A 22,879-nucleotide genomic window follows, 5' to 3' on the forward strand; every position below is an offset into this window, starting at 1 on the left:
CTATTTGTCAGTTTCAGAAATAAATTTAGATGAATTACTATATAAAGCGTCAAAGGGTAATTTAAGATCAATTGGAAAAATACTAAGTTATTTAGAGAACCCTTACACAATGCCAGAAGGTCTTTTAGAAAAACTTGCAAAAATGGCAGGAAAAGCACATGTAATAGGTATTACAGGTATACCAGGCTCAGGAAAAAGCACGCTAATTTCAAGGCTAATAACATCTTTAAGAAAAAGAGGATATAGGGTAGCAGTTATAGCAATAGATCCAAGCAGTCCAATAAGTGGGGGGGCTCTCTTAGGGGACAGGCTAAGAATGCAAGAACATGCAACAGATCCCGGTGTTTTTATTAGAAGCATTTCGTCAAAGGGGCTAAAAGGAGGCTTAAGCTTAGCTGCTTTAACTATGATTGAAGCGTTTGATGCTTTTGGCTACGATAAAATAATTATAGAAACTGTAGGTGTTGGACAATCAGAAGTAGATATTATGAATATTGCAAATACTATAGTAGTTGTAACAATGCCCGGAGCAGGTGACGACATACAAGCCTTGAAAGCAGGAGTTATGGAAATAGGAGACATATACGTATTAAATAAAGACGATAAAGAAGATGCAACTAAAACGTACGAATATCTTTCATTTGCTTTAGAGAAAGGTGATATAGGATCAAGCGATTCAAGCTGGACGCCTAAATTAATTAGGACAAGCGCTGTTATGGGGAAGGGTATAGAGGATCTAACGCAAGCATTAGAAGATCATTTCAATTATATAAAAGAAATTGGGAAAACAAAAGACAAACTTATCTCTAGGAGAATTTCAATGATAGAACTTCTAGCCGAGCAATTTTTATATGAAGGATTAAAACAGGCATCAAAGGAAATAGATGATGAGCTTAGATTATCAGCAGAAGTAGGAAGCCATATATTTAATACTGCGTTAAGATTAGCTAAAAAATCAATAGATTACCTGCCAGAAAGCAAAAAAGAATAAATATATTTTATTTTTAAAAAATTAAAGCTACGTTTATTAAGGGTTCTATTTAATTTAATATAAGGTGAAAGATTTGAGCGAGCAAAAGAAAGAAAAAACCTCCCAAGACTCACAAATAATAGAAGAGTTAGGATATCCAGCAGAAGTGATACAATTAATAGGCAGAACTGGGGTAGCTGGAGAAGTTACTCAGGTTAGAGTTAGAATTCTTGAAGGCAAAGATAAAGGTAGGATAATAACAAGAAATGTAATGGGCGCAGTAAGAATAGGAGATATAATAATTTTAAGAGAAACGGAAAGAGAGGCGAGAAAATTAACAAGAAAGAGGTAAAAATAAGTAATGAATTTTTACTTTTTATACATTATTCTATTATCAATTATTATTGCAACTATTATTAGTACTTTCATCACATATATTTTAAATAAAAGTTATTTTAATAAATTATCAAAAAACTTTATAATAATACCAAAAAAGTCCAAGATAAAAAAATCAAGAAAAAGATATTTAGTTTTTGAAATAGCTACATCGAAACAAATAGACCCTGGTTTATTAGAAAATGCCATTAGGGAAAAATATAAAGAGTTATTTGGAGCAACAAATCTTGCAGATTCCTATTTAAAATTAATATATTTTAATAACGTGACAAATAGAGGTATAATAAGAATCAAACACATATATGTTGACTATCTTCTGTCTTCGTTATCTCTATTAAGAAAAATAGATAATAATGATATATTAATAATACCAATAAAGACGAGCGGTACTATTAACAAAGCAAAAAAGTTACTCTCTTAGCCTTTACCTGCCGTTGCAACTATTTTTATGACATCATTTTCATTTAATAAATAACCTGCACCTATTCTTTGTTTATTCTTAGCATTTATTGCATAAAGAAAAGTTTTAGCTAAATCGCTATGAATTTTACTAGCTAAATCTTTTGCTGTAGAACCTTTGCGTATTAATATTACATCTGGCAAAATCCTATTCTTTTTATCTGTATATTTATTTATGTCCTCAACAGGATATACTGGTATCAATTTTAAAGAATTAAATAAGGCCTCGTTTATTGCTTGTACTACCCCTGTTCCTTTATACTTTTCCATAATATTCTGTTTAATTAATTCTAACGCACTTTTAGTTTTACTATCAATTTCTGTCTGGTTTATCTTAAAATCTTGATCTCCTGGTATATACTCTATAGCCTTCTTTTTTCTTAGCTTTCTTAACAATAATTCAGCTGCTGCGCTAGCTGGAATTACAGGATATTCCTTAAAAGTATTTTTAATTTTCTCAAAATTTTTTTCACTACCAGGTATGTCAATTTTGTTCGCAACTATTACCATAGGTTTAGTAAGTCTTCTAATTTCTTTTAACAGATTTTTTAAGTCTTGTTTATTTATTTTAAATAGCTCATTAGAAGATATCTTTAAGTGATCCAAAGCAACTTCTATTTGCTCTTTTAAAATTCCAAAGCCAGATAACCTTTGCGAAAATTCTTCCAGTGGATCTTTTATCGCACCAATAGCATACTGCTTTAAAAACTTATCCCAGTCTTTTTCTACAGATTGATATATCCATTCATCAATTTCATCCACAACAAATTTTATTTCATCTACAGGATCATATGTTCCAGGTCTTGACACTACTCCTTCAGGACTTGTTGAACCACTTGAATCAACAATTAATAGAAAAACATCTGCTCTTCTTAAATCATCAAGAAATTTATTTCCTAAACCCCTGCCTTGATGGGCTCCAGGAACTAAACCAGCCACGTCCATCATTTTTACTGGTATAAGCCTCTCCCCATTTTCACATACGCTATTAGATGCATCGCATTTAGGTAAACCTAGCTCTATATGTACGCATTTTCTTCTCGCATATCCAATACCTACATTTGGTTCTATTGTAACAAAGGGTCTATTTTCTATAGGAACCTCAATTTCTGTTGCAGCACTAAAGAAAGTTGATTTCCCGACATTAGTCTTACCAACAACCCCTATTAACGAATCAGTTGGCTCCAAACCTTTCATCCTATTTATAAATATTTTATAAATATTTTAAATCTCATCTTTTAGTAAAGATGATTTTGCTTTTTTGCTCAAAAGAATAAATATTCCATTGCAGTAAATTATAAAAATCTTAGTATTATTATATTTCCTTTATCTTATTAGTTCTTGCCATTATTGTATCTAAGTTTTGGGCTTTACCTTCCTTGCAAACAATATAAGAAAGGGAGCCATTTGCTACTATAATTCTAACTGTTACATTACCATCTTTAAATGAAACCTCATTTTCCATAATTTCAGGTTGATAACCATATAATTTAAGGGAATTAATAATAGAATCTAAACTTATGTTTTCCTTTTTTTCTTGGCTAAAGTTAAAAGATTCTGAAAGTTTTTTTGCATATTCGGCAACATTACTGCAGCTGTCCTTATACTCATTATATAATTTTTCTAAAATTGTCTTTAAAACATCTTCTATGTGGAGAGACCTTGTATAAGAAACTAAATCACCCCATTCTTCACTTTGTAAATAATTAATTATTTTCTGGGGATCTCCACCATAGATGCTAAATTTATACTTCGTCTCAGCATAACCTATTTTCTTTTTAATTTCTTCTATAATATTTGATGATATTTTACTAGAATAATCTGAAACAACATTATTAACTATATTCCTCATAAAATCTTTGCTTGGCTTGCACTCATTATTACTCAACTATTCCTCTCCTCCACTTGCTCTACTGTTCCAATTATAGTATTTCCTTTGATTGATTCTATTCTTACATTGACTTTATCTCCAGGATACACTTCGCCTTTAACAAAAACCTTGTAATTTTTGTATAAAGCTAAACCTCTACCGTTTTCGTCCATATTCCCTATAGTTACCTTTATTAAATCTCCTTGGTTTAGCATTATTTTTTCGTTTGTATCCCTGTATGTAGGATATGAACTAAGTCTGTGAAAATCTGTTCTATACAGATCTTCTTTCTCTGATTGTTTACGTCTCCTGTTCACCATATACACCCATAGTTTCCAAATGTAAATGTTAAGTCTATCGCTTATATATTCTTTTTCTTACTTTTTTATAGAAATTTCATGTTCTATTATTATATAATAAAAACCTTAATAAAAGAATTTAATTAAGTTTCAAGCATGATACAATAGGTGAAAGGATTGAAACTGTTTGAGTTCGAAGCGAAAGAAATAATAAAAAATTATGGTTTTGAGGTACCTCAAAGCGTTTTAATAAAAAAAGGTGATGATATAGAAAAAAAGATTAAGGAGGCAAATATAGAGCCTCCATTAGTTGTTAAAGCCCAAGTATTAGTTGCAGGAAGAGGCAAATCAGGAGGGATTAAATTAGTTAAATCAATCGATGAAGCTGTAAAAACTGCTCAAATATTATTTGAAACTCCTATAAAAGGAATAAAACCATCTTTCATTTTAATAGAAAAAGCTATACCTCATGAAAATGAGCTATACGTTGGCATAGTTATTGACAGATCATTAAGAATGCCTTTAGTATTAGCATCAAAATATGGAGGAGTTGATATAGAAGAAATTGCAAGAACTAAACCTGAAAGCATAATAAGATATCCAATTAATACAGTTATAGGATTAAGAAGCTATGAAGCAAGAATCATAGGTAAGAGTATTGGAGTTACAGGCAAGGCATTAAATAGTTTTGAAAAATTCTTGACGACTCTCTACAAAGCCTTTATAGAATATGATGCGGAATTAGCCGAGAGTAATCCATTAGCTTATCTAAACGATAAAGTTTTGCCACTAGACCTTAGAATAACAATAGATGATAATTCATTATTTAGACATGAAAACTATGCAAAGACTGAGGAAGAAAGACTTGGAGAAAATACTGAATATGAAATTAAAGCTCATGAACTTGATCTAGCTTTCGTTGAACTTGATGGAGACATAGGAGTTTTAGGTAATGGAGCAGGTCTTACAATGACAACTATGGATCTGATCTACGAATATGGCGGGAAACCTGCAAACTTCTTGGATATGGGTGGAGGAGCAGATGCAGAGCACGTAAAGACCTGTGTCAAATTCTTGCTTGATTATCCAAAGGCTAAAAAAATATTCATAAACATGTTTGGAGGAATAACAAGGGCTGATGAGGTAGCAAAAGGTGTAGTAATGGCATTAAATGAGTCAAAAGTTAAAAAACCTATAGTAATTAGATTAACTGGTACCAATGAGGAGCAAGGAAGAGAAATATTAAAGAAAGCTGGTATAGAAGCTTTTAATGATCCAATAGAAGCTGTTAAAGTTGTAGTTAGTAAATAAGGGTGATAAAAAATGGGTATATTAGTTAATGAAAATACAAGATTAATTGTACAAGGAATAACTGGAAATGAGGGTTCATTCCACACTAAACTTATGCTGGACTATGGAACAAAAATAGTTGCAGGTGTTACTCCTGGAAAAGGAGGTATGAATGTACACGGAGTACCAGTTTACGATACAGTAGTAGAAGCTGTTAAAGAACATCCAGAAGCAAATTCCTCAATAATATTTGTACCAGCTAAATTCGCAGCAGATGCTGTTTATGAATCAGTAGATGCAGGCCTAAAACTAGTTGTAGTTATAACTGAGCATATTCCTGTTCATGATTCGCTTGAATTCATAAATTATGCAAAGTCCAAGGGAGTTAATGTAATTGGACCTAATTGCCCAGGCGCAATAACTCCAGGGAAGGCTAAGGTTGGTATAATGCCAGCTCATGTATTTACTCCAGGTCCAGTAGGTATTGCTTCTAGAAGCGGAACACTAACATATGAAGTCAGCTATGCGTTATCAAGAGCCGGTATTGGGCAATCAACAGTTATTGGAATTGGAGGAGATCCAGTCATAGGGTTAACTTTCACAGAGGTTATGGAATACTATGAAAAAGACCCTCAAACCAAAGCGTTAATAATAGTAGGTGAAATTGGAGGAGACGCAGAAGAAAGAGCTGCCAAGATGGTTGAAGAAAAGAGATTCACTAAGCCTGTAGTGGCATTTATTGCAGGTAGAACTGCTCCAGAAGGCAAAAGAATGGGGCATGCAGGAGCTATAATAATGCTTGGCTCTGGAACATATAAAGACAAAGTTGAGAGACTTGAAAGCGTTGGTATAAAAGTCGCTAAGACTCCTTTCGAACTACCAAAATTAGTTAGCGATGCCATGAAATCTCTCTAATCTTTTCTTCCCTAATAAGCTAGTTTTCTTAAGTTATAATAAAAAATTAGATTCCGCTTCTCCTTTTTTTAGATTGTGCTTCTTCACTAGTCCTGCTTGCAATTATTTCATATAAAACTGATTTTTTCCCTGGTATAGGCCTTAAAAGCCTTCCAAGCCTTTGTATGAACTGTCTCCTCGAACCAGTTCCAGAAACAAATATACCAACATTTGCATCAGGTATGTCAAGACCTTCATCTCCAACTGTTGTGATTACTAATATACCTGATTTAGAACTCTTAAAATTATATAAGGTTTCTATTCTGTTTTTTTCATCTATGCCTCCATGAATTAAATATGCATTTAATTTACTAGCAAGTTCTTCGGCCTGATCCCTATACTGAGTAAATATTATTATTTTAGAGCCTTTACTTAATTCATTTTTGGCAATTTCAATAACTTTTTCTATTTTAGAACTGCTCTTTTGTATGATTTGTTGCATTTGTGATTTTATTTTCAATGCCCTTATTGCATTCGTTTCTCCCCTTCTGGCTGCTTCTAATATCTCATTGAAGCTTCTACCCTTGCTATAATTAATGTATAGCTTTCTTAGCTCATCATATTTATTCATATCTTCTTTATTTAGCTCGACTCTTATTCTCCTTATAATAAAAGGCGCTAAATAACCCTCTTCTGATAATTCACTTGGAGATTTTTGATAAATTATGCCCCCAATTAAAGGAAATATTTCTTCATGTTTTCCATCTTCTCTTACTGCAGTTGCAGAAAGTCCCATTCTATATGGAGAGGGCATTTTTGTAGCTATTGCCTTAAATTTCTCAGCTGGTAAATGATGAGCTTCATCAAATATTAATAGCATGAACTTTTTAGAAAATATATCAATATTTCTAAAAGCGCTTTGATACGTTGTAATAGTTATTGGAAGAATTGTTTTTTCATCACCATAAAATGAACCTATCATGCCTCCTGCATCGGTGAACTTCTTTATAGAATCTTCCCATTGCCTTATGTGTTCTTTTGTATAAACAACAATAAGGGTAGGTACATTTAGCTTTGTCATAGCATTTATAGCTACAATAGTTTTCCCAGAGCCTGTAGGTAAAACTATTACCCCTTTACTCTTATTAGATTCCCATGCCTTTACTGCCTCCTCTTGATAATCTCTCAATTCCCCATTGAACTTTAATTGCCTAGGTAATTTATTATCAATAAATATACCTGTTTTATCGTCAACTATCAATCCTTTAGAAATTAAATGTTCCTTCAAATCAAAATATAAAAAAGGCTCAAACTGATAATATTTGTGGGTACTATTATATTTTCCTCTAAATTGAAAATCTTCTAAATAGGGCTTTAAAAAAAGCTTAGACTTTAATATAATAAATTTTCCATCATATTCTAATTTAACTCCTATTGAATCTTTAAAAAAATTTTCTATATTAATTATATCGTTCTTATCTATTACATCTTCGAGTTCTTTTAATTTCTCAATAACATCTATTGGAGTATATTTGTTATTTTTCATCTTTTCTTCGTTTATCTCAAATATAGATATTCCTTCTTTCCTCGTTATAAAATCAGAAAAATTTAGCAACTCCTTATACACGTCTTTGCTTAGCCAAGAATTAACTTTGAAACGTAGACTCATTAAGTTCTTCACCTTGCTCTGAAAATCTGTAAGCTATTATTTCTTTTGAATTTATTTTTGCTTTTTCCATAATTTTATATATTCTTAATAACGGAATAGCAGGAATTATAAGCTTAACGCATTTTCCTTGAACTATTATTTTATACACCTCCGGCTCATCTGCAAGTTTTATCAAAAAATCTTTCTCTTCCTCTTCACAAGATTCTATAACACCATACATTATATGAAGGCAATCAATCCCATTGAAAAGCTTTAAATAAAATGAAATTTTATTGTAATAGAGCAATACATCTACATAATCATTTTCTCTGTTTTTGCTGACGCTATTAATTTCTTGTATATCATCATTGTTACCAAAAAATTCCTCAATGCAGGGCCCAGCTCCAGGCGTGGGTTCGAAATCATTTATATCCTCTTCACTTAAAACCCTCTTCATTGCTAGGCCCCAATATTGTATTTAAAATAAACCCAATAAATCTTTCCTAGCATACTTTAGAGCCAGGGTTTACAGGCTCTAAGGGTGTTAATATAACAGGTTTTTGATCTTCTCCGCATGGAACGGCGAGTATCATACCCTGGCTTTCTAGACCTCCCATAACCTTTGGCTTAAGGTTAGCAACCACTATAACTAACTTACCAACAAGCTCTTCAGGCTTGTACCATTTTTGTAAGCCTGCTAGTATTTGTCTCTGTTCAGTTCCAAGATCAACCATCAATTTAAGAAGTTTCCTACTATTTGGTACCAATTCTACGCTTAATATTTTACCAACTCTTAAATCTATCTTAGAAAATTCACTATAATCTACTGCCTCCCCCAAAATTTACACCCCTTAAAATTTTATAATTAAATAAATTTATTGCTTTTGCTCTTTATCTTCCTCTATTTTTGTTTCCTTATACCATTCTTTCTTTCCCAAATAAGGTTGCCTCATAGTTAACCCTATTCTAAATAAGCCAGATCTTTTGGATGCTTTGCTTATTTGTGTTATCCTAACATTAACTATGTCTCCTGCTTCAATAAGCCTACCGGTCTCTTTTCCCTTAAACCCTCTTCTTTCCTGTATATATTCTACATCTTCATCCATTATTTGGCTTCTATGAACAAAACCATCTATTGGGCCCAAACTAACGAAAAGACCGAAATCTCTTGCGTCTCTAACCACTCCTTTAGCTACTTCTAACTGCATGGGTTCATAGGATATTAATGTATATTTAACAGGAAAATAAACATTTGGATCTTCGGATAACAGAATTCCATCACCTTCTATTTCAGCATCTAATACGGCAATAATTATTCCTAAATCGGGGTCTGCTTGACCTTCAAGCTCATTTCTTAAAGTATTTATTACAGCTTTCTTTAGATTTTCTGTAAAGGCAATATCGGGTGGCACTCCAACCCATTCGTGCAACGTGTATTGAACATACATACTTTTCTCCCTATCAGTTGGTATATTACTTAAATTATAAATTTATAAAAATTACGCAGGAAACAAAAATTACAAACATTGTAATCATTATTAACCTGGGATTAACAATAAAAGTTATTGTTGCTTAAATTATAAATTATTAAATCTATAGCACATAAAAGAAATATATTTAATGCTTGCAATAATAAACAAACCTAAATTAAAAATTAAATATTCCTGCAAACAACAATTCATTTTTGTGATAAGTATGTATACAGAAAAAATGGTTAGAGTAAGTGGATTGAAAATAAATTATTATGATGATGGAGATGGATATCCTGTTTTACTTGTACCTGGAATAAGATATAATGCAAAAACATGGATAGATGTAGGAACTTATGATACAATATACAATGAAGGATTTAAAGTAATATCAATAGATCCACCAGGCCAAGGAAAATCAGATAAAGGTATATATGATGAAGACAGTGAATATAAATTCATTAACGATTTTATGAACTCTATAGGACTAAAAGACGCTGTAATCATAGGAGCAAGCTCTGGAGGATACGCAGCTGCTGGAGTGGGAGCAAATTATCCTGAAAAAATTAAAGGGGCTGTAATCATAGGAGGGGTTAGAATAATTAATTATAAGGATAAGCTAAAAAATATGGAAGGGAAGCCAATATTACTAATATGGGGAACTAAAGACGACATAGCACCAATAAGTAACGCACAATTAATTTTAGATAATGTAAAAAGCTCGAGGCTGGTATATCTAGGAACACAACATGCATGCTATTTAGAAAAACCGAAAGAGTTTAACGAAATAATAAGGGATTACCTAAGAAATGAAATAAAACCAATAATATAAATAAGCTTTATAACATATTAATTCATAGATCAAAAATGATTTGGAAAAACCCAAAAATAGAATACATAGGAGATATAGCTATAATTAAAGTACCATTTAATGATGTAAATGAAGAAGAGCTCAAAAAATTAGCTAACGAAATTTTAGAGAAAAATAAATTCGTTAAAAGTGTCTGGCATGCAGCAACTCCTGTAATGGGGGAATTGAAAATACGCAATTATAAATATCTTGCAGGAGAAAAAAGGTCTGAAACTATATACAAAGAGCATAACTGCATGTTTAAGGTTGATATAAAAAAGGTATTCATTACACCAAGGCTAAGTTATGAACATCTAAGGATAGCAAATCTTGTAAAGGAAGGAGAAAGAATAATAAACATGTTTGCAGGTGCAGGTTTATTTTCAATTATAATTGCAAAAAAATCAAATCCCAAGGTTGTTCACAGTATAGACATAAATCCCGATGCATATAAATATATGATAGAAAACATCGAACTTAACAAAGTTAAAGATATCGTTGTTCCTTATCTAGGTGATGCAAAGGAAATTATAGAAGAAAAATTACTAAATTCTTCTGACAGAGTACTAATGCCTTTACCAGATAAAGCTTTGGATTATGTCAAATATGCAATATCATCAATAGATAAAATGGGGTATATTCACTTGTATTTACACGTAAGCGCAAGAAAAGATGAATATCTAAGTAAAGCAGAAGAATTAACAAAAAAAGAACTAGAAAAGCATAATATAACATATAAAATAATCAACTCAAAAGAGGTCAGGCCTGTTGGACCAAGATTATACCAGGTGGTAGTAGATGTCTATGTTGAAAAAAATTGACGAAATATTAAAACAAGAAAGAATAATAGGATATTTAGACCCACATGCTGAAGAATTCATATTAGAATTAAATGGAGAAAAATTTGGTACATCTAGCAGCTGCCTAGGTAGAATAACTATAATAGAAGGTAAATGGCCATGGGAAAGAGATAAATCAAGAGTTGTTTATAAGTCTCATGAAAAAATATCTATATATAATATAGCTAATGTAATATCAAGGCCATTTAATGATCTATGGCTCAAAGTTACAGGGCCTATAATACATATAAGAACAGAAAGAATTGATTGCGCTTTAAACATATTAAACATAGCAAGAATTTCTGGGTTTAAACACAGTGGAATAATATCTAGCTCAGACAATGTTTTTACTGTTGAGTTAATGAGTGCTGTACAAATAACTATGCCATTAAAAATAAATGATACTTTTGTTTTTAGCAAAGAATCATTAAATGAAATAATAAACAAAGCCAACGATGCTTTAGATGAAGGGCATAGAAGGTTGAGAAAATTAACAAATATGGTTAAAGAAGATCTTATTTGTTAGAATTTTCCTTAACATTTCTCTTATAAACAAGAACTGGATGCTTACCTCCACAATCTTGAGGGCAAAGACCTTTCTTCTTCATTATATCACACCTATAAGGACTTATATTTTCTACGCTTAAGAAACCTTTAGCAATCTTTCTTGACAAATTAGGAGAAATACCTAATGAATTAGCTATTACATTACTTAACTCATCTTCATCGATTCCTATTGATATTAAGAAGGCTATATATTGGTAAAGGCTTTCATCTTCTATTTTACCTTTATCAATTAAATTTTTAAAACTTTTCATGCAAGGTGGGAAAGCATCATAATTAATTTTACCTAATGGGATCTTGTTTTCTGCTAATTTTAAATATCTTAACACTTCATTTGAAAAAAATGAGAATTCTTCTCCAACCTCTAAATCTTTTGCAATGTTTTTAATTTTTACTTCTACACCAACCTCTAGAAGGCCTTTAAGGATTTTCATATCTAAATAAACTTTCCCATCTAATAAAAAAGAATTTACTAATCTGAACTGGTTTTCTTGAGCATTAATTGCTATCTTTAAATAATCATTAATTCTAACATAATAAGGTAAAGTTCTATATATAATCTTTCCATTATTATTAATTAACCAAGGCATCTTTATTAGCTCTTTCTCTATTTTTAATCCCATAAATTCACCTAAAGCTATTAGGTTTTCTTCATTATCAGACTCAATAAAATAGCTAGCTCTATTTGATTCAGCCTTAGCATATATATCCAAAGCGATCATAGAATTTGTTGCTTTTACTGCAGCTAGAGAAAGGTAAAATGAATAAACTTCATCGTCTGTTGAATCGCCATTCTTTAGAGGACTGACTTTTTTTGTTATTGCTTCCTCTAACCTTTTCCTTGCTAATTTAACTATTTTGCTGTTTTCAAGTAAAGATTCTATATTAATCCTATAGCCATAGTTGATTTTACTATAATCATCTAAAGATATGGCAAATGGATACTTACTGTAAGTTAGCAAACTTCTCCCCAATTATAGATAACTGATAGCGACAAATATTAATAAGAGATTTGGTTCATATAATAGCGGTGAGAATAGGTGGCTTCCTATAAGGATCTATCAGAAAGAATAGCAGATTGGGCAGTTAACCTTTCATATAAAAATATTCCAAATAATGTAATAGAAGAAGCAAAGAAAAGAATTTTAGATACTTTTGGTGTCGCTATAGGAGCATTTAATGAAGAGCCTGTTACTATAGCTAGATGGGTAGCCGAGTCTTCTTCAAGTTCAAGGCTTTCTGCCACAATATGGGGCACTGATAGAACAGGTCCAGCAGATCATGTTGATTTCGCTAATGGTTGCGCTTCTAGATTCTTTGATTTCATGGACACATACCTCTCTAAGGAAGCATTACATCCCAGCGATAACCTACCAGCAATTATAGCAGCAGCAGAAATTGCAAAAGCAGATGGCAAAAAAATATTAGAAGGTATGGTCGCAGCATATGAAGTTACAGCAAGGCTCGCAGATGCATATAGTGTAAGAAGCAAAGGATGGGACCACGTTGTGTATATAGCTATAGCATCATCGGTTGGGGCAGGAAAAGTACTTGGATTGGATAGAGATCAAATGTTGCAAGCTATAAACCTTGCTACAGTAAATTCTTTAGCTTTAAGGCAAACAAGAGCTGGAGAGCTTAGCATGTGGAAAGGATGTGCCGCGGCAAATGCATCTAGAAATGGATTATTTGCCGCTATATTAGCGTATAGAGGTATGAGGGGACCATCGCCAATATTTAGTGGGGAATATGGATTTTTCAAAGTAGCATTAAATGGAGATAAGTTTGATATACCAAAAATGGGAGGAGAGGAAAACGAGCCATTTAAACTGCTAGAAACCAGCATAAAATATTGGCCTGTTGAATATCATGCAATGAGCGCAGTAGATGCTGCTCTAAAAATTAGAGAAAAAACAGGTTCATTAAAGCCTGATGATATAAAAGAAGTTAATGTTAAGACTTTCCAAGTCTCATATAACATAATCGCTAAGGATCCAGAAAAATGGGATCCTAAAACTAGAGAAACTGCAGACCACAGCCTGCCATATATAGTTGCTGCTGCCCTACTTGATGGTAAAGTTTGGCTTGATACTTTCTATGAAAACAGATATCTAGCCGATGATGTAAGACAAGTTTTAAAGAAAATGAAAGTAGAAGTTGATCCAGAACATGATAAGTTATATCCAACAGGAATTAAAAACACAATATCAATAAAGCTATCAGATGGAAGAACCATAGAAGAAAGCAGCACATATCCACCTGGTCACTTTAAGAATCCATTAAGCAGAGAAGGAGTTGTAGATAAGTTCTTAAAGGTAACTGAAGGGAAATTATATAAAAGAAATGCAAAGCAGTTCATAGATACTGTATGGAGTATAGAAAAGTGTATGAATATAAGTAAAGCATTAGCCCTTTTAAAAACAAAGTAATAAATTATTTCTTTTTTGTTTCTTTCTTCTGTTGTTTAACAGGAATGGTTTCTGATGGTTTAGGCTTTAAGAAATATGCTCCCCCTACAACACCTATTACAAGACCTATTATGAAGAGCCCTATAGAAACTTCACCGCTTTTATGTAATCTATAGGAATAGCTTCCAGCTAATTGATTTGTTTCATTATATCTAACCTGCCAATAACTTACTAAGCCTTGCAACTCCCCAACTTTTGTAGTCAAGGAATTCACGCTCTGGTTTAATGAGGTTATTTCACTTAAATAGGAATTTACCACTTTATTATAGTTAATCAGATTTGTTATATTACCACTTATATTATATACTTGAGAAACCATATCTAATGAGTCTGTTAAACTTATCAGTTCTGGATTAAATTGAGAATCATATAAGTTAAAACTTATTTCATAACTGTTTCCTCTAGCTAAGCTAATATTTTTGATATCAATTATAGTATATGCAACACCATTACTTGCTGGCGTTCCATTGAGATATCCTTTTAAAAATTGTACGCTTGCATAAGTTGGAGTAACAAAGTTAAGTCCAACCATTGATTTATAGCTGTTGTTTGAACTTGACAACATTAATACTTTTAAAAAGTTTCCAGTATAGCTATTTGAAGCATTTCCAATAAAATATTTAGGTATTCCATTTACCAATTCTGACCCAATAAAAGACCAATTATTTCCTAAATAAATACCTCCTATACCTAAATAAAGATCTTTAATATATGAATTGTTGCTTGTTGCATTTACAATTATGTTATAACTTATATATGGATAATAAGTACTTACTGTAACAAACTCATAAATTGATATGTTTCCTGAATTTGTTGGAGTAAATAATATTTTAACATAGTTTGCTCCTTTATTTATTAAAGTCGCTTTCCATTGTTGATTATATAGACTTCCCGGCAGAGTCTGATTAATAGACAGCACCATTGATGGGACTTCTAAGCTGTTTAATTGAACTGTTTGCGGAACTAATGTATTATAACTAACTATTGATGCTCCTTTAGTTAAATTAAAGGTTACTTGATAGTATTGGTTTTGTATATTTACACTTGTATTTGATATGCTGTAAACAAGAGAAGCTCCCTGAGCTATGTCTATTATATACATTGAAGATACTAATAGCAAAGCAATCAATATCAATGCCTTCCTATTCATACCTTTAGCCCTCCTTCTAAGAGATTTTTAATTACTAATTTAAGCTTAATTGAGTGAAAGGGGAGTAAATTGTGCAATAAAACGTTTAAAGCTGAAGTTTTCAGCGGAAAAAATGAAGGAGAATTTTTTGTTAGCATTTACTCAAAAAACATTAAAAAGGCATTAGGGTTTACCCCTTTTCCTGGAACATTAAATGCAAGGTTAATATCTGATGTTGAAGAGTTCAATAACTGTCTGTCAAAATCTAAAGCCATTATTATTGATCCTCCCAACATTCCTAATACTAAATATGCTAGAGTAATCGCATATCCCATTTTGTTATTTAATTCATTAAACGCCTATATCTTAAGACCCGAAATAACTATTTATAAAAAAGATGTAGTAGAAATCATATTTGAAAGAAGGTTAAGAGATGTATTAAATATTGACGATGGTTCTATAATAGATATTAATGTAATATTGGAATAAATATTTTAAGCGGAACTGTATTTAAGTTTATTGGTGAATAAGCTTGGATTTTGATTTATCGCAAGATGAAAAATTATTCAAGGAATCTGTTCACGAATTTCTATCCAAAGAGCTTAATCCTATATGGATAAAGATGGATAGCGAGAAGAAGATACCAACAGATGTTATTCATAAGATGGGAGAACAAGGACTTTTTGGTATAGCAGTTCCTGAAGAATATGGTGGCCAAGGGGGAAGCTTCTTATTAGCTGCACTAGCTGTAGAAGAGGTTGCCTACAATGATCCAGCTGTTGCAACAGCTGTTTTTACTTTATTAAACAATAGCTGGCCTTATATTTTGTATTTGTATGGTAAAGAAGAAGCAAAGCAAGAAATACTTCCTTTAGTAGGAAGAGGTAGAGGATTTTTTGGAATAGCTTCTACAGAAACAAGCGGAGGAAGCGATGTTGCTGGAGAAAAAACAACTGCTAAAAGAGAGGGAAATATATATAAAATTAATGGAGAAAAAATTTACATAAGTGGAGTCAGAGAAGCTTTAGAACAATTGGAATTAGGAAGCTGGTTCTTAATTGCAAGGACAGGAAGGCAAGAGGACAAACACAGAGGATTATCCAGCTTTGCCTTTATAGGAAACAAAAATGGTAAAATAACTCAAGGTTTAGAATATTCTATATTAAACACTATAGGAAGGCATGCAATTTCTACGGGTTTGCTTCATTTTAGTGATGCAATAACTGATTCGAATCATTTAATAGGAGAAGAAAATAAGGGTTACTACTTGGCAATGCAAGGATTTTCTATAGCAAGAGTTTTAGTTAGTGCAGCAAATATAGGTGCTGCCCAATGGGCATTAGAACAAGGAGTCAAGTATGCAAGAGATAGGAGAATGTTTGATGACAAACCGATAGCCTCTTTCCAAGGTGTTAGCTTTCCAATAGCAGAAGTAGCATCAAAAATTGAGGCCACAAGATTATTAATATATAAATCAGCTCAACTTGCCGACAAAATATTCATTAAAAAAGAGCCAGGATTTAAACCACAAGATCTAAATTACTGGGCCTCCTCTTCAAAAATTATGGCCATAGAAACCGCATTTCAAGCGATAGAAACTACAATGAAAACCTACGGAGGTTATGCTTATACAGAAGAAGCAAATGTGTTTAGAAACCTATTGGGAGTTCTTTCCTATCTGGTAGGTGCTGAAGGCTCTCAAAACATAATGCGTTATATAGTTGCGAGGGAGTTAATTGGAAGAGAATATGTTAAAGGAGATTAATCAAAATTATTTTTGTTTACAATAATTTATTAATTCTCCAATTAATTCCGCGCAATTATTTACTTTTTCTTTTGCATAGATTGAGCTATGGTTTGACGCATCAAGTAAAGCATTTATTGTAGAGCATAACATGTCTTTCATTGATATTTTAAACAAATCCAAATCTCTTTCTTTTATTTTTAAATCTCTTGTTTGAACAAAAGGTAAAAAATCATCTAAAGAATACGTTCTTAGAAATATACCATCAGAGTTTATAATAAGTTTTCTATTGCTACCTAAATCTATTTGAGCTTCATATTCTCCTGCTGGAGGAGCCAAGCATGATATAAGCTCCATCTTTGATTTTTCTTCACAGCTACATTTCGACATATTAACCCTCTTATCTTATTATAGCAAAAAAATAAAAACAGTAGTACTTATAAAACCCAATTGCTTAAGAACTATAAGGAAAAGGTGAAAAAAGGTGCCAGCATCACAATTAATAAACAGGTTAGAATCAATATCGAAATCTATGTCAAGAAAAGGGAGCCTAAGCGCTATAGGTTCGACTTCTCTTGTAAATATATTAACATTAGTTAACAAAATGAATGAAATAAGTAAATATGTGGAATGTCTAAGCTCAAATAAAAACTCTTGTACGAAAACAAATAAAGGTGTTCTATGCACAAGTGATTGCTCTAATACATTTAAGCTTGATAATGATGTTGAGACGAAATTATGGAAAATGGGAAGCAATGCTTTTGGATTTGCATTATCACCAGATTATATAGAGTTAGGAATTAAAGACACGAAAATAGAAGTAACTCAAGATAAAATAAATATAAAAATAGAAAATAGCTCGATATCAGTTCCCCTTGACGAAAAAAGTATAATAGAAAATAGCTCGATTATAATTAATGCAGCGAATAGAATTGATGAAGTTATTAGACACGCATTTAATGGCATATCAAGTTGTGCAAGAAACTCTGGAATAAAATGTTAATTAAATAATACCAATATTTCTTGCATATAATAATATTAATATTGTCTTAGCATCCTCAATATTGCCATTATTTATTAATTCTAAAGCCTTATCTGCTTTAATTCTAAAAGTTTCAATTATTTCTGTCTCATCAAGATTTTGCTTTTCCTGTTTAGGATCAATTGCAACAAAGAAATACATATATTCAGTAGAATATCCTGGAGAAAGATAGGCTTTTGTAATCAATTTTAAATTATCAGCAATTAAACCCGTTTCTTCTTTTAATTCCCTTATAGCTACTTCTTCAGGGGTTTCATCTTTTTCAGCCGTTCCAGCTGGAACTTCAATAATATATTTGTTTATAGCAGGTCTGTATTGCTTTAATAAAACTACTTCTTTTGTATCGCTAAAGACTGGTAATATTGAAACAGTAATTGGCATAAATCTGACTTTAAATAAAAACATCTTCCTATTGTTAGGAAGAATTAAATCCTCAGATTCTACTATTATTTTGTTTCTAAAGTTATAAATTTCGTTTCTAGCCATATTATTATCCCCCAGAAATTTTAGATTTTTCTATTTATTAATAACTTTGCTTTAACTATAAACAATTAAGCCATTGTTAACCGGGGGGTTAACAATAAAAAACAAATTAAAATAAAATTCTACTTTTTAGTTCTTCCCAACTTTTCGTGAGCAGACGCTAATTCTCCCGCTGCCTGTGCAGCCAACAAGTTAAGCTCTCCTGCTAAAGCAGTTGAAGCAATAATTTCTGCTAGCTTTAATGCATTAGACCCCTGAGGATTTCCGCCTCCTGCTATACCTAATAATTGTAATGCTTCTTTCTGAGTAGGAAGCCATGTACCCCCTCCTACAGTCCCTACTTCCAAGCTAGTTAATGTAACTGAAATATACAAGTCCTCTCCTCTTGTTTCAGTCCAAACGTAACCTAAGCTGCTTTCTACTACTTGAGCTAAATCCTGACCTGTAGCAAGAAATATAGCAGCAATAATATTAGCAAATTGCGCATTATAACTTAAACTACCAGAAACAGCGTTACCTAACAAATTCTTTGACTTATTTATGTAATCGATTTCATAAGAAGTTAACCTCATCACATCCTTAAGGATTTCTTTTTTTATGATCGATTCTGCTATAACATACTTACCTCTCCCTAACAACTTATCTAAATAACTAGGCTTTTTATCAACACACAAATTACCGCTTAAGCTAACGCATTTATGAGGCCCTTCATAGCTATCGTCTATATACTTGCATATTCTATCGCTAGCTATAGTTGCCATATTCATTCCCATGGCATCTGCTGTATTAAAAACAAATCTAGGCCAAACCATATTGCCTACAACAAAAACTTGCATATCCTTAAGTTCTCCATGGCTAGTAACTTGTTTTGTTAATTCTTTAAATTGTGAAAAGTTAGATTTTAACCATAAAGACAGTTTACTTGCTTCTTCTACATTAGGAGTCCATATTAATGGTGCTCGGGCCATTCCATCATATAAAATTTTTGTCTTTACACCTCCACTTAATGTTAACGTCTTTACACCTCTATTAACTCCTGCAACTAAAGCCCCTTCAGTTGTAGCCATAGGTACAAAAAATTCTCCTTTTGCATAATCTCCATTAATCTTTAAAGGACCTACAATACCTATAGGTACCTGAACTGCACCAATCGGATTCTCAATATTATGTCCAACTAAATCTTCAAAATCTAGTAAAGTAGATGCTATGGCAGATAGTTTTACATTATACTTCCTTTCTAAATAAAGTCTCCTAACTAGAGCTGCTAAATTGGAACTTTTTAATGTTTGATCTAGTCTGCTTATACTTATTTCTCCTTTTTCAAGTTTTTCTAATATCTCGTCTACATTCATTTACTTTTGCACCAATACAGGTCTGAACTTTAGCACATAATAAATTAGACCTGCGTCCCTATCTTCTTGCGTTTTTCTTAAAGTAGCTTCAACTTCCATATCTTTTTTCAATGAATTAGCGTTAACTATATCTGTTAATTCAGCAGTTATTTTAGTAACTCCTAAATCTATTAATCCATAATATATAGGCGATTGATGTCTCGCCCCTTCCGGTATTGCGTATATTGTTGTATAGGATATTAATTTCCCTCTCCTTGGTAATTCTACTAATTCTAGTTCCCTGCTTCCACAATATGGACATGCATTTTTTGGCGGGTAATGAACCTTGCCACAGCTCTTACATTTAGCTCCATTTAATTTATATATTATCTCTTTTTTCCTCCAAAATCTAGATATAGATAAATCCATTGACATAGCCTACACCCCCTCAACTAAGGCTACATAAGAACTAGAACCTAATCCATTAAGAGAAACTACTAAACCCTTCTTAGCATTATTGGCTTTAACCCCTGGGAACTTGTTAGCTACTTGCAATGATGATTCTGCAATTTGATAAACACCGGTTGCACCTAATGGATGCCCTCTTGCCTTTAATCCTCCACTTGGATTTGCCAGAGGTCCCTTTCCTCCTGGAGAGAAATAACCTGTAGAAACTAGTTCAGCAGCCTTTCCACGATTAGCCAATCCAAGCGTTTCCAATATAATCATAGCAGTTATTGTAAAGGAATCGTGGATTTCTATAAAATCTAAATTAGATGTATCTGCTATATTTGATATCCTTCTAAAGGCCTCTGATAAAGAATCAAATAATAATGGATCTTCAGATAATTCTATAGAACCGTAACCAGTTGATGACTCTATTGCAGAAATTTTAGCTAAAGGCGAACTTGACATATCTTTATTAGATAAAACGATCGCTGCTGCTCCATCTCCTAATGGATATGAATCTAATAGTGTAATAGGATCTGCTAATATTTGTGATTTTGCTACCTTATCAGGCTTTATTGCAAAATTTAGCATAGCATATGGATTTTCCTTTGCGTTAGAATGCATCAATGCGGGCCAATAAGACATTAATTCTCTATCTACATTATATGTATCCATATATAGTCTCATTAATATAGCAGCATCACCTGCAAAACCTATGTTATAGAACGATTTTGTATCACCATCATATAGCATTTGTAATTGCTTGTAAACTTTAGAGCTTACAAACTCATTTAATTTTTCAGCACCTATTACCAAGACTTTATCAGCTTGATGAGATTCTAATAATGATTTTGCAACTGAGATAGCTGCTAAACCACTTGCTTCTCCAGCTTCAACGTTTAGGGCCTTTATTCCTCTTAAGCCTAAAGATGTTGCCAAATAACTGGCAGTATCTAATTGATTATCCTGAAGAGACGATAGACTACTTGAAAATACAAGGTAATCTATACCATCAACTCCTCCTGCTTGTTCTATTGCAGCAAATGCTGCATTTGCCGCTAAATCTTTTAAGCTATAATCATAATGCCTATCTATCTTAGTCATTCCAACTCCTTCAACATAAACTACCATTTATATCACCTCATTTAATTACATGAATTATAGACCTGCTTTTTGCGTATGAAGCATAATCTATCAAAACCTTTCTATTTAAATAATCTTCAACCGTTGGAGCCAAGGGTTTTCTATTTTCAACTTCATCCGTGACTGTAATAAGATACGCATCACTACCGGCTCCGCTGCCAAAAGGAGCTAAGAGAATCTTTTGGCCTGGCTTTGCTTTATCTAAAACTCTTGCTAAACCCATTAATGCGCTTGCATTATAAGTATTTCCAATCATTGGAGTTACTAAACCATCTTTCATTTGATCCATATTGAACCCTAGGTCCTGACCAACCTTAACAGGGAATTTTCCATTTGGTTGGTGAAATATAGCATAATCAAAATCACTTGGTTTTAGTCCATTTCTTTCCAACAATGCTTTAACAGCATTTTCTATATGGTAAAAATATGCAGGTTCTCCAGTAAATCCTTCACCGTGCAATGGATATGGTTGTGATGCTCTTCTCCAAAAATCTGGTGTATCTGTAACAAATGTAACAGAATCTTCAATTATTGCAGATGCATTGCTTGTTCTACCTATAACAAACGCTGCAGCCCCACTTGCAGCAGTAAATTCTAACACATCTCCAGGATTTGCTTGGGCAGTATCACTTCCTATAGCTAAACCATAATCAATTAGTCCTGATGCTGCCATACCTATTAATGATCTCATACCTTCGCTAGCAGCCCTGCAAGCAAATTCGAGATCACTGGCCATAGTGAAAGGCGTAATTCCTAATGCCTCACCAATTATTGTTGCGCTAGGTTTAACAGCATATGGTTTTGATTCTGTACCAAAAAATATGGCGCTTATTTTTTTAGGCTCTATTTTAGATCTCTTAATAGCATTATAAGCTGCTTCATATCCCATAGTTAGTGAGTCTTCATCAGGACCTGCAATTGCCTTAGATTCAACTGCTAATCCTTTATATTGATCTGGATGCCATCCCCAAATTTTTGCAATATCTGACAATGGGAGCCTATAAATTGGTATATAGGCGCCCCAACCATGTATTCCAGCTTTTGGAGTTGCCAAATTATCAACACCTTATTTGTTTTTAGGTTATGTTACCCCTATAAAAATCTTCGCCAAATGACTAACCAATTATAGACAAAAGACGAATTAGCATCTATATTAATTTACGGAAAGAACTATTTTAAGAAATTCGTAACATTCTTTAATCAATATTATTTTAACTTCCTTTGCAAACTCTAAATTATTTTTACCAATATTTAAGCTTATGTTTTATAAAAATGTGATTTAATTGTCTTTATAAACTACATTTTAAACAGAACAAAAGCATAAAGTTATTAAGCAGATAGATGTTCTTAGAAATAAATGCTGGATGGGCCCGTAGCTCAGCCAGGTAGAGCGGCGGGCTCTAATCCCGGCGGGCCCGCCACACCCATTAAGGGCTCCACAATTTTCTTGCATCCTATAGAAAAACGTTATTACAGCAATCAAAGTGATATTGTTCCCACCAATTTTATAGAAATCCTTTAATAATACGTTTAAAGGTGTT

27 protein-coding genes are annotated in these 22,879 nt (G+C 32.5%); 12 read left to right on the top strand and 15 right to left on the bottom strand.

The genetic code is table 11. From position 1 onward, the window contains the following. Nucleotides 1-4 precede the first annotated feature (4 nt). The 3 genes from meaB (at nucleotide 5) to Q0C16_RS06360 (ending at nucleotide 1,787) form a co-directional block, all read left to right on the top strand. Nucleotides 5-991, top strand: coding sequence for a methylmalonyl Co-A mutase-associated GTPase MeaB (gene meaB, locus Q0C16_RS06350; RefSeq protein ID WP_292320556.1), 987 nt, complete (start codon nucleotides 5-7; stop codon nucleotides 989-991). A 73-nt stretch (nucleotides 992-1,064) separates the two neighbouring features. Further along, the gene (locus tag Q0C16_RS06355; protein WP_367117922.1) at nucleotides 1,065-1,322 is read left to right on the top strand and encodes a 30S ribosomal protein S28e; all 258 of its coding nucleotides are present in this window, start codon (nucleotides 1,065-1,067) and stop codon (nucleotides 1,320-1,322) included. A gap of 9 nt (nucleotides 1,323-1,331) precedes the next feature. Further along, nucleotides 1,332-1,787 carry an Rpp14/Pop5 family protein gene (locus Q0C16_RS06360; RefSeq protein WP_292320560.1) on the top strand — a complete coding sequence of 152 codons (456 nt, stop codon included), beginning with the start codon at nucleotides 1,332-1,334 and terminating at the stop codon, nucleotides 1,785-1,787. Here the strand turns inward: Q0C16_RS06360 and Q0C16_RS06365 are convergent. The 3 genes from Q0C16_RS06365 to Q0C16_RS06375 form a co-directional block, all read right to left on the bottom strand. Next, complete coding sequence (locus Q0C16_RS06365; protein WP_292320561.1) at nucleotides 1,784-3,013, bottom strand: redox-regulated ATPase YchF; 1,230 nt, start codon at nucleotides 3,011-3,013, stop codon at nucleotides 1,784-1,786. The genes Q0C16_RS06360 and Q0C16_RS06365 overlap by 4 nt on opposite strands. Before the next feature lie 127 nt (nucleotides 3,014-3,140). Then, on the bottom strand, nucleotides 3,141-3,713 hold the full coding sequence (locus Q0C16_RS06370) for a hypothetical protein (RefSeq protein WP_292320562.1): 573 nt from the start codon (nucleotides 3,711-3,713) through the stop codon (nucleotides 3,141-3,143). Next, the gene (locus Q0C16_RS06375) at nucleotides 3,710-4,012 is read right to left on the bottom strand and encodes a TRAM domain-containing protein (RefSeq protein WP_292320564.1); all 303 of its coding nucleotides are present in this window, start codon (nucleotides 4,010-4,012) and stop codon (nucleotides 3,710-3,712) included. The genes Q0C16_RS06370 and Q0C16_RS06375 overlap by 4 nt, the downstream gene beginning before the upstream one ends. 150 nt (nucleotides 4,013-4,162) lie before the next feature. Between Q0C16_RS06375 and sucC the strand changes: the two genes are divergently transcribed. Next, on the top strand, nucleotides 4,163-5,305 hold the full coding sequence (gene sucC / locus Q0C16_RS06380; protein WP_292320566.1) for an ADP-forming succinate--CoA ligase subunit beta: 1,143 nt from the start codon (nucleotides 4,163-4,165) through the stop codon (nucleotides 5,303-5,305). Between the two features lie 12 nt (nucleotides 5,306-5,317). Continuing rightward, a complete protein-coding gene (sucD, locus tag Q0C16_RS06385; RefSeq protein WP_292320568.1) occupies nucleotides 5,318-6,199 on the top strand; it encodes a succinate--CoA ligase subunit alpha in 882 nt (293 codons plus the stop codon). Nucleotides 6,200-6,245: 46 nt separating this feature from the next. Here the strand turns inward: sucD and Q0C16_RS06390 are convergent, their stop codons facing one another. Genes Q0C16_RS06390 through Q0C16_RS06405 form a run of 4 tightly spaced genes read right to left on the bottom strand, consistent with a single transcriptional unit; the run spans nucleotide 6,246 to nucleotide 9,274 of the window. Beyond that, nucleotides 6,246-7,847 carry a DEAD/DEAH box helicase gene (locus Q0C16_RS06390; protein ID WP_292320572.1) on the bottom strand — a complete coding sequence of 534 codons (1,602 nt, stop codon included), beginning with the start codon at nucleotides 7,845-7,847 and terminating at the stop codon, nucleotides 6,246-6,248. Then, entirely contained in the window at nucleotides 7,825-8,283 is a 459-nt protein-coding gene (locus Q0C16_RS06395; protein ID WP_292320574.1) for a hypothetical protein, read from the bottom strand. The genes Q0C16_RS06390 and Q0C16_RS06395 overlap by 23 nt, the downstream gene beginning before the upstream one ends. A 46-nt stretch (nucleotides 8,284-8,329) precedes the next feature. Beyond that, nucleotides 8,330-8,665, bottom strand: a complete 336-nt coding sequence (metG, locus tag Q0C16_RS06400; protein ID WP_292320575.1) for a methionine--tRNA ligase subunit beta — start codon at nucleotides 8,663-8,665, stop codon at nucleotides 8,330-8,332. Between the two features lie 36 nt (nucleotides 8,666-8,701). Next, nucleotides 8,702-9,274: a DNA-directed RNA polymerase gene (locus Q0C16_RS06405; RefSeq protein WP_292320578.1), complete on the bottom strand. Its 573-nt coding sequence runs from the start codon at nucleotides 9,272-9,274 to the stop codon at nucleotides 8,702-8,704. 247 nt (nucleotides 9,275-9,521) lie between these two features. Here Q0C16_RS06405 and Q0C16_RS06410 point away from each other — a divergent pair, with 247 nt between their 5' ends. The 3 genes from Q0C16_RS06410 to Q0C16_RS06420 are packed head-to-tail and all read left to right on the top strand — an operon-like array spanning nucleotide 9,522 to nucleotide 11,510. Then, complete coding sequence (locus tag Q0C16_RS06410) at nucleotides 9,522-10,127, top strand: alpha/beta hydrolase (RefSeq protein WP_292320580.1); 606 nt, start codon at nucleotides 9,522-9,524, stop codon at nucleotides 10,125-10,127. A 20-nt stretch (nucleotides 10,128-10,147) separates the two neighbouring features. Continuing rightward, nucleotides 10,148-10,966, top strand: a complete 819-nt coding sequence (locus Q0C16_RS06415) for a class I SAM-dependent methyltransferase family protein (RefSeq protein WP_292320724.1) — start codon at nucleotides 10,148-10,150, stop codon at nucleotides 10,964-10,966. Continuing rightward, on the top strand, nucleotides 10,944-11,510 hold the full coding sequence (locus Q0C16_RS06420; protein ID WP_292320582.1) for a hypothetical protein: 567 nt from the start codon (nucleotides 10,944-10,946) through the stop codon (nucleotides 11,508-11,510). The genes Q0C16_RS06415 and Q0C16_RS06420 overlap by 23 nt, the downstream gene beginning before the upstream one ends. Here the strand turns inward: Q0C16_RS06420 and Q0C16_RS06425 are convergent. Further along, entirely contained in the window at nucleotides 11,500-12,510 is a 1,011-nt protein-coding gene (locus Q0C16_RS06425; protein ID WP_292320583.1) for a hypothetical protein, read from the bottom strand. The genes Q0C16_RS06420 and Q0C16_RS06425 overlap by 11 nt on opposite strands. 78 nt (nucleotides 12,511-12,588) lie before the next feature. Between Q0C16_RS06425 and Q0C16_RS06430 the strand changes: the two genes are divergently transcribed. Beyond that, on the top strand, nucleotides 12,589-13,977 hold the full coding sequence (locus Q0C16_RS06430; protein WP_292320584.1) for an MmgE/PrpD family protein: 1,389 nt from the start codon (nucleotides 12,589-12,591) through the stop codon (nucleotides 13,975-13,977). Nucleotides 13,978-13,981: 4 nt separating this feature from the next. Here Q0C16_RS06430 and Q0C16_RS06435 read toward each other — a convergent pair whose 3' ends face one another. After that, nucleotides 13,982-15,166 carry a hypothetical protein gene (locus tag Q0C16_RS06435; RefSeq protein WP_292320585.1) on the bottom strand — a complete coding sequence of 395 codons (1,185 nt, stop codon included), beginning with the start codon at nucleotides 15,164-15,166 and terminating at the stop codon, nucleotides 13,982-13,984. A 69-nt stretch (nucleotides 15,167-15,235) separates the two neighbouring features. Here Q0C16_RS06435 and Q0C16_RS06440 point away from each other — a divergent pair, with 69 nt between their 5' ends. Together Q0C16_RS06440 and Q0C16_RS06445 are read left to right on the top strand one after the other, a co-directional pair. After that, the gene (locus Q0C16_RS06440) at nucleotides 15,236-15,634 is read left to right on the top strand and encodes a CTP-dependent riboflavin kinase (RefSeq protein WP_292320587.1); all 399 of its coding nucleotides are present in this window, start codon (nucleotides 15,236-15,238) and stop codon (nucleotides 15,632-15,634) included. Nucleotides 15,635-15,677: 43 nt separating this feature from the next. Next, nucleotides 15,678-16,910 (top strand): acyl-CoA dehydrogenase family protein, encoded by a 1,233-nt coding sequence (locus Q0C16_RS06445; RefSeq protein WP_292320589.1) that lies wholly within the window; start codon nucleotides 15,678-15,680, stop codon nucleotides 16,908-16,910. A gap of 6 nt (nucleotides 16,911-16,916) precedes the next feature. Here Q0C16_RS06445 and Q0C16_RS06450 read toward each other — a convergent pair whose 3' ends face one another. Continuing rightward, nucleotides 16,917-17,279, bottom strand: a complete 363-nt coding sequence (locus Q0C16_RS06450; RefSeq protein WP_292320591.1) for a hypothetical protein — start codon at nucleotides 17,277-17,279, stop codon at nucleotides 16,917-16,919. Nucleotides 17,280-17,373: 94 nt separating this feature from the next. On the opposite strand from Q0C16_RS06450, the gene Q0C16_RS06455 reads away from it, so the two are divergent. Continuing rightward, on the top strand, nucleotides 17,374-17,892 hold the full coding sequence (locus tag Q0C16_RS06455) for a hypothetical protein (protein WP_292320593.1): 519 nt from the start codon (nucleotides 17,374-17,376) through the stop codon (nucleotides 17,890-17,892). On the opposite strand, the gene Q0C16_RS06460 is transcribed toward Q0C16_RS06455, so the two are convergent. The 5 genes from Q0C16_RS06460 to Q0C16_RS06480 form a co-directional block, all read right to left on the bottom strand. After that, nucleotides 17,893-18,417, bottom strand: a complete 525-nt coding sequence (locus Q0C16_RS06460; RefSeq protein WP_292320595.1) for an NUDIX hydrolase — start codon at nucleotides 18,415-18,417, stop codon at nucleotides 17,893-17,895. Nucleotides 18,418-18,536: 119 nt separating this feature from the next. Continuing rightward, complete coding sequence (locus Q0C16_RS06465; RefSeq protein ID WP_292320596.1) at nucleotides 18,537-19,766, bottom strand: hydroxymethylglutaryl-CoA reductase; 1,230 nt, start codon at nucleotides 19,764-19,766, stop codon at nucleotides 18,537-18,539. Beyond that, nucleotides 19,767-20,180: a Zn-ribbon domain-containing OB-fold protein gene (locus tag Q0C16_RS06470; protein WP_292320598.1), complete on the bottom strand. Its 414-nt coding sequence runs from the start codon at nucleotides 20,178-20,180 to the stop codon at nucleotides 19,767-19,769. It abuts the gene before it with no gap. Between the two features lie 3 nt (nucleotides 20,181-20,183). After that, nucleotides 20,184-21,326, bottom strand: a complete 1,143-nt coding sequence (locus Q0C16_RS06475) for a thiolase family protein (protein WP_292320600.1) — start codon at nucleotides 21,324-21,326, stop codon at nucleotides 20,184-20,186. Nucleotides 21,327-21,336: 10 nt separating this feature from the next. Beyond that, on the bottom strand, nucleotides 21,337-22,392 hold the full coding sequence (locus Q0C16_RS06480) for a hydroxymethylglutaryl-CoA synthase (protein WP_292320602.1): 1,056 nt from the start codon (nucleotides 22,390-22,392) through the stop codon (nucleotides 21,337-21,339). Nucleotides 22,393-22,879: the final 487 nt, after the last annotated feature.

This window comes from Caldisphaera sp., from assembly GCF_023256325.1.
Taxonomy (GTDB): domain Archaea; phylum Thermoproteota; class Thermoprotei_A; order Sulfolobales; family Acidilobaceae; genus Caldisphaera.

What these genes read in the sequence shown, in the direction of transcription:
- Q0C16_RS06475 (WP_292320600.1), bottom strand. Translation starts at nt 21,326, where the DNA reads ATGGTAGTTTATGTTGAAGGAGTTGGAATGACTAAGATAGATAGGCAT.
- Q0C16_RS06450 (WP_292320591.1), bottom strand. Translation starts at nt 17,279, where the DNA reads ATGTCGAAATGTAGCTGTGAAGAAAAATCAAAGATGGAGCTTATATCA.
- Q0C16_RS06420 (WP_292320582.1), top strand. Translation starts at nt 10,944, where the DNA reads ATGTCTATGTTGAAAAAAATTGACGAAATATTAAAACAAGAAAGAATA.
- Q0C16_RS06460 (WP_292320595.1), bottom strand. Translation starts at nt 18,417, where the DNA reads ATGGCTAGAAACGAAATTTATAACTTTAGAAACAAAATAATAGTAGAA.
- Q0C16_RS06395 (WP_292320574.1), bottom strand. Translation starts at nt 8,283, where the DNA reads ATGAAGAGGGTTTTAAGTGAAGAGGATATAAATGATTTCGAACCCACG.
- Q0C16_RS06435 (WP_292320585.1), bottom strand. Translation starts at nt 15,166, where the DNA reads ATGAATAGGAAGGCATTGATATTGATTGCTTTGCTATTAGTATCTTCA.
- Q0C16_RS06405 (WP_292320578.1), bottom strand. Translation starts at nt 9,274, where the DNA reads ATGTATGTTCAATACACGTTGCACGAATGGGTTGGAGTGCCACCCGAT.
- Q0C16_RS06360 (WP_292320560.1), top strand. Translation starts at nt 1,332, where the DNA reads ATGAATTTTTACTTTTTATACATTATTCTATTATCAATTATTATTGCA.
- sucD (WP_292320568.1), top strand. Translation starts at nt 5,318, where the DNA reads ATGGGTATATTAGTTAATGAAAATACAAGATTAATTGTACAAGGAATA.
- Q0C16_RS06410 (WP_292320580.1), top strand. Translation starts at nt 9,522, where the DNA reads ATGTATACAGAAAAAATGGTTAGAGTAAGTGGATTGAAAATAAATTAT.
- Q0C16_RS06390 (WP_292320572.1), bottom strand. Translation starts at nt 7,847, where the DNA reads ATGAGTCTACGTTTCAAAGTTAATTCTTGGCTAAGCAAAGACGTGTAT.
- Q0C16_RS06470 (WP_292320598.1), bottom strand. Translation starts at nt 20,180, where the DNA reads ATGTCAATGGATTTATCTATATCTAGATTTTGGAGGAAAAAAGAGATA.
- Q0C16_RS06465 (WP_292320596.1), bottom strand. Translation starts at nt 19,766, where the DNA reads ATGAATGTAGACGAGATATTAGAAAAACTTGAAAAAGGAGAAATAAGT.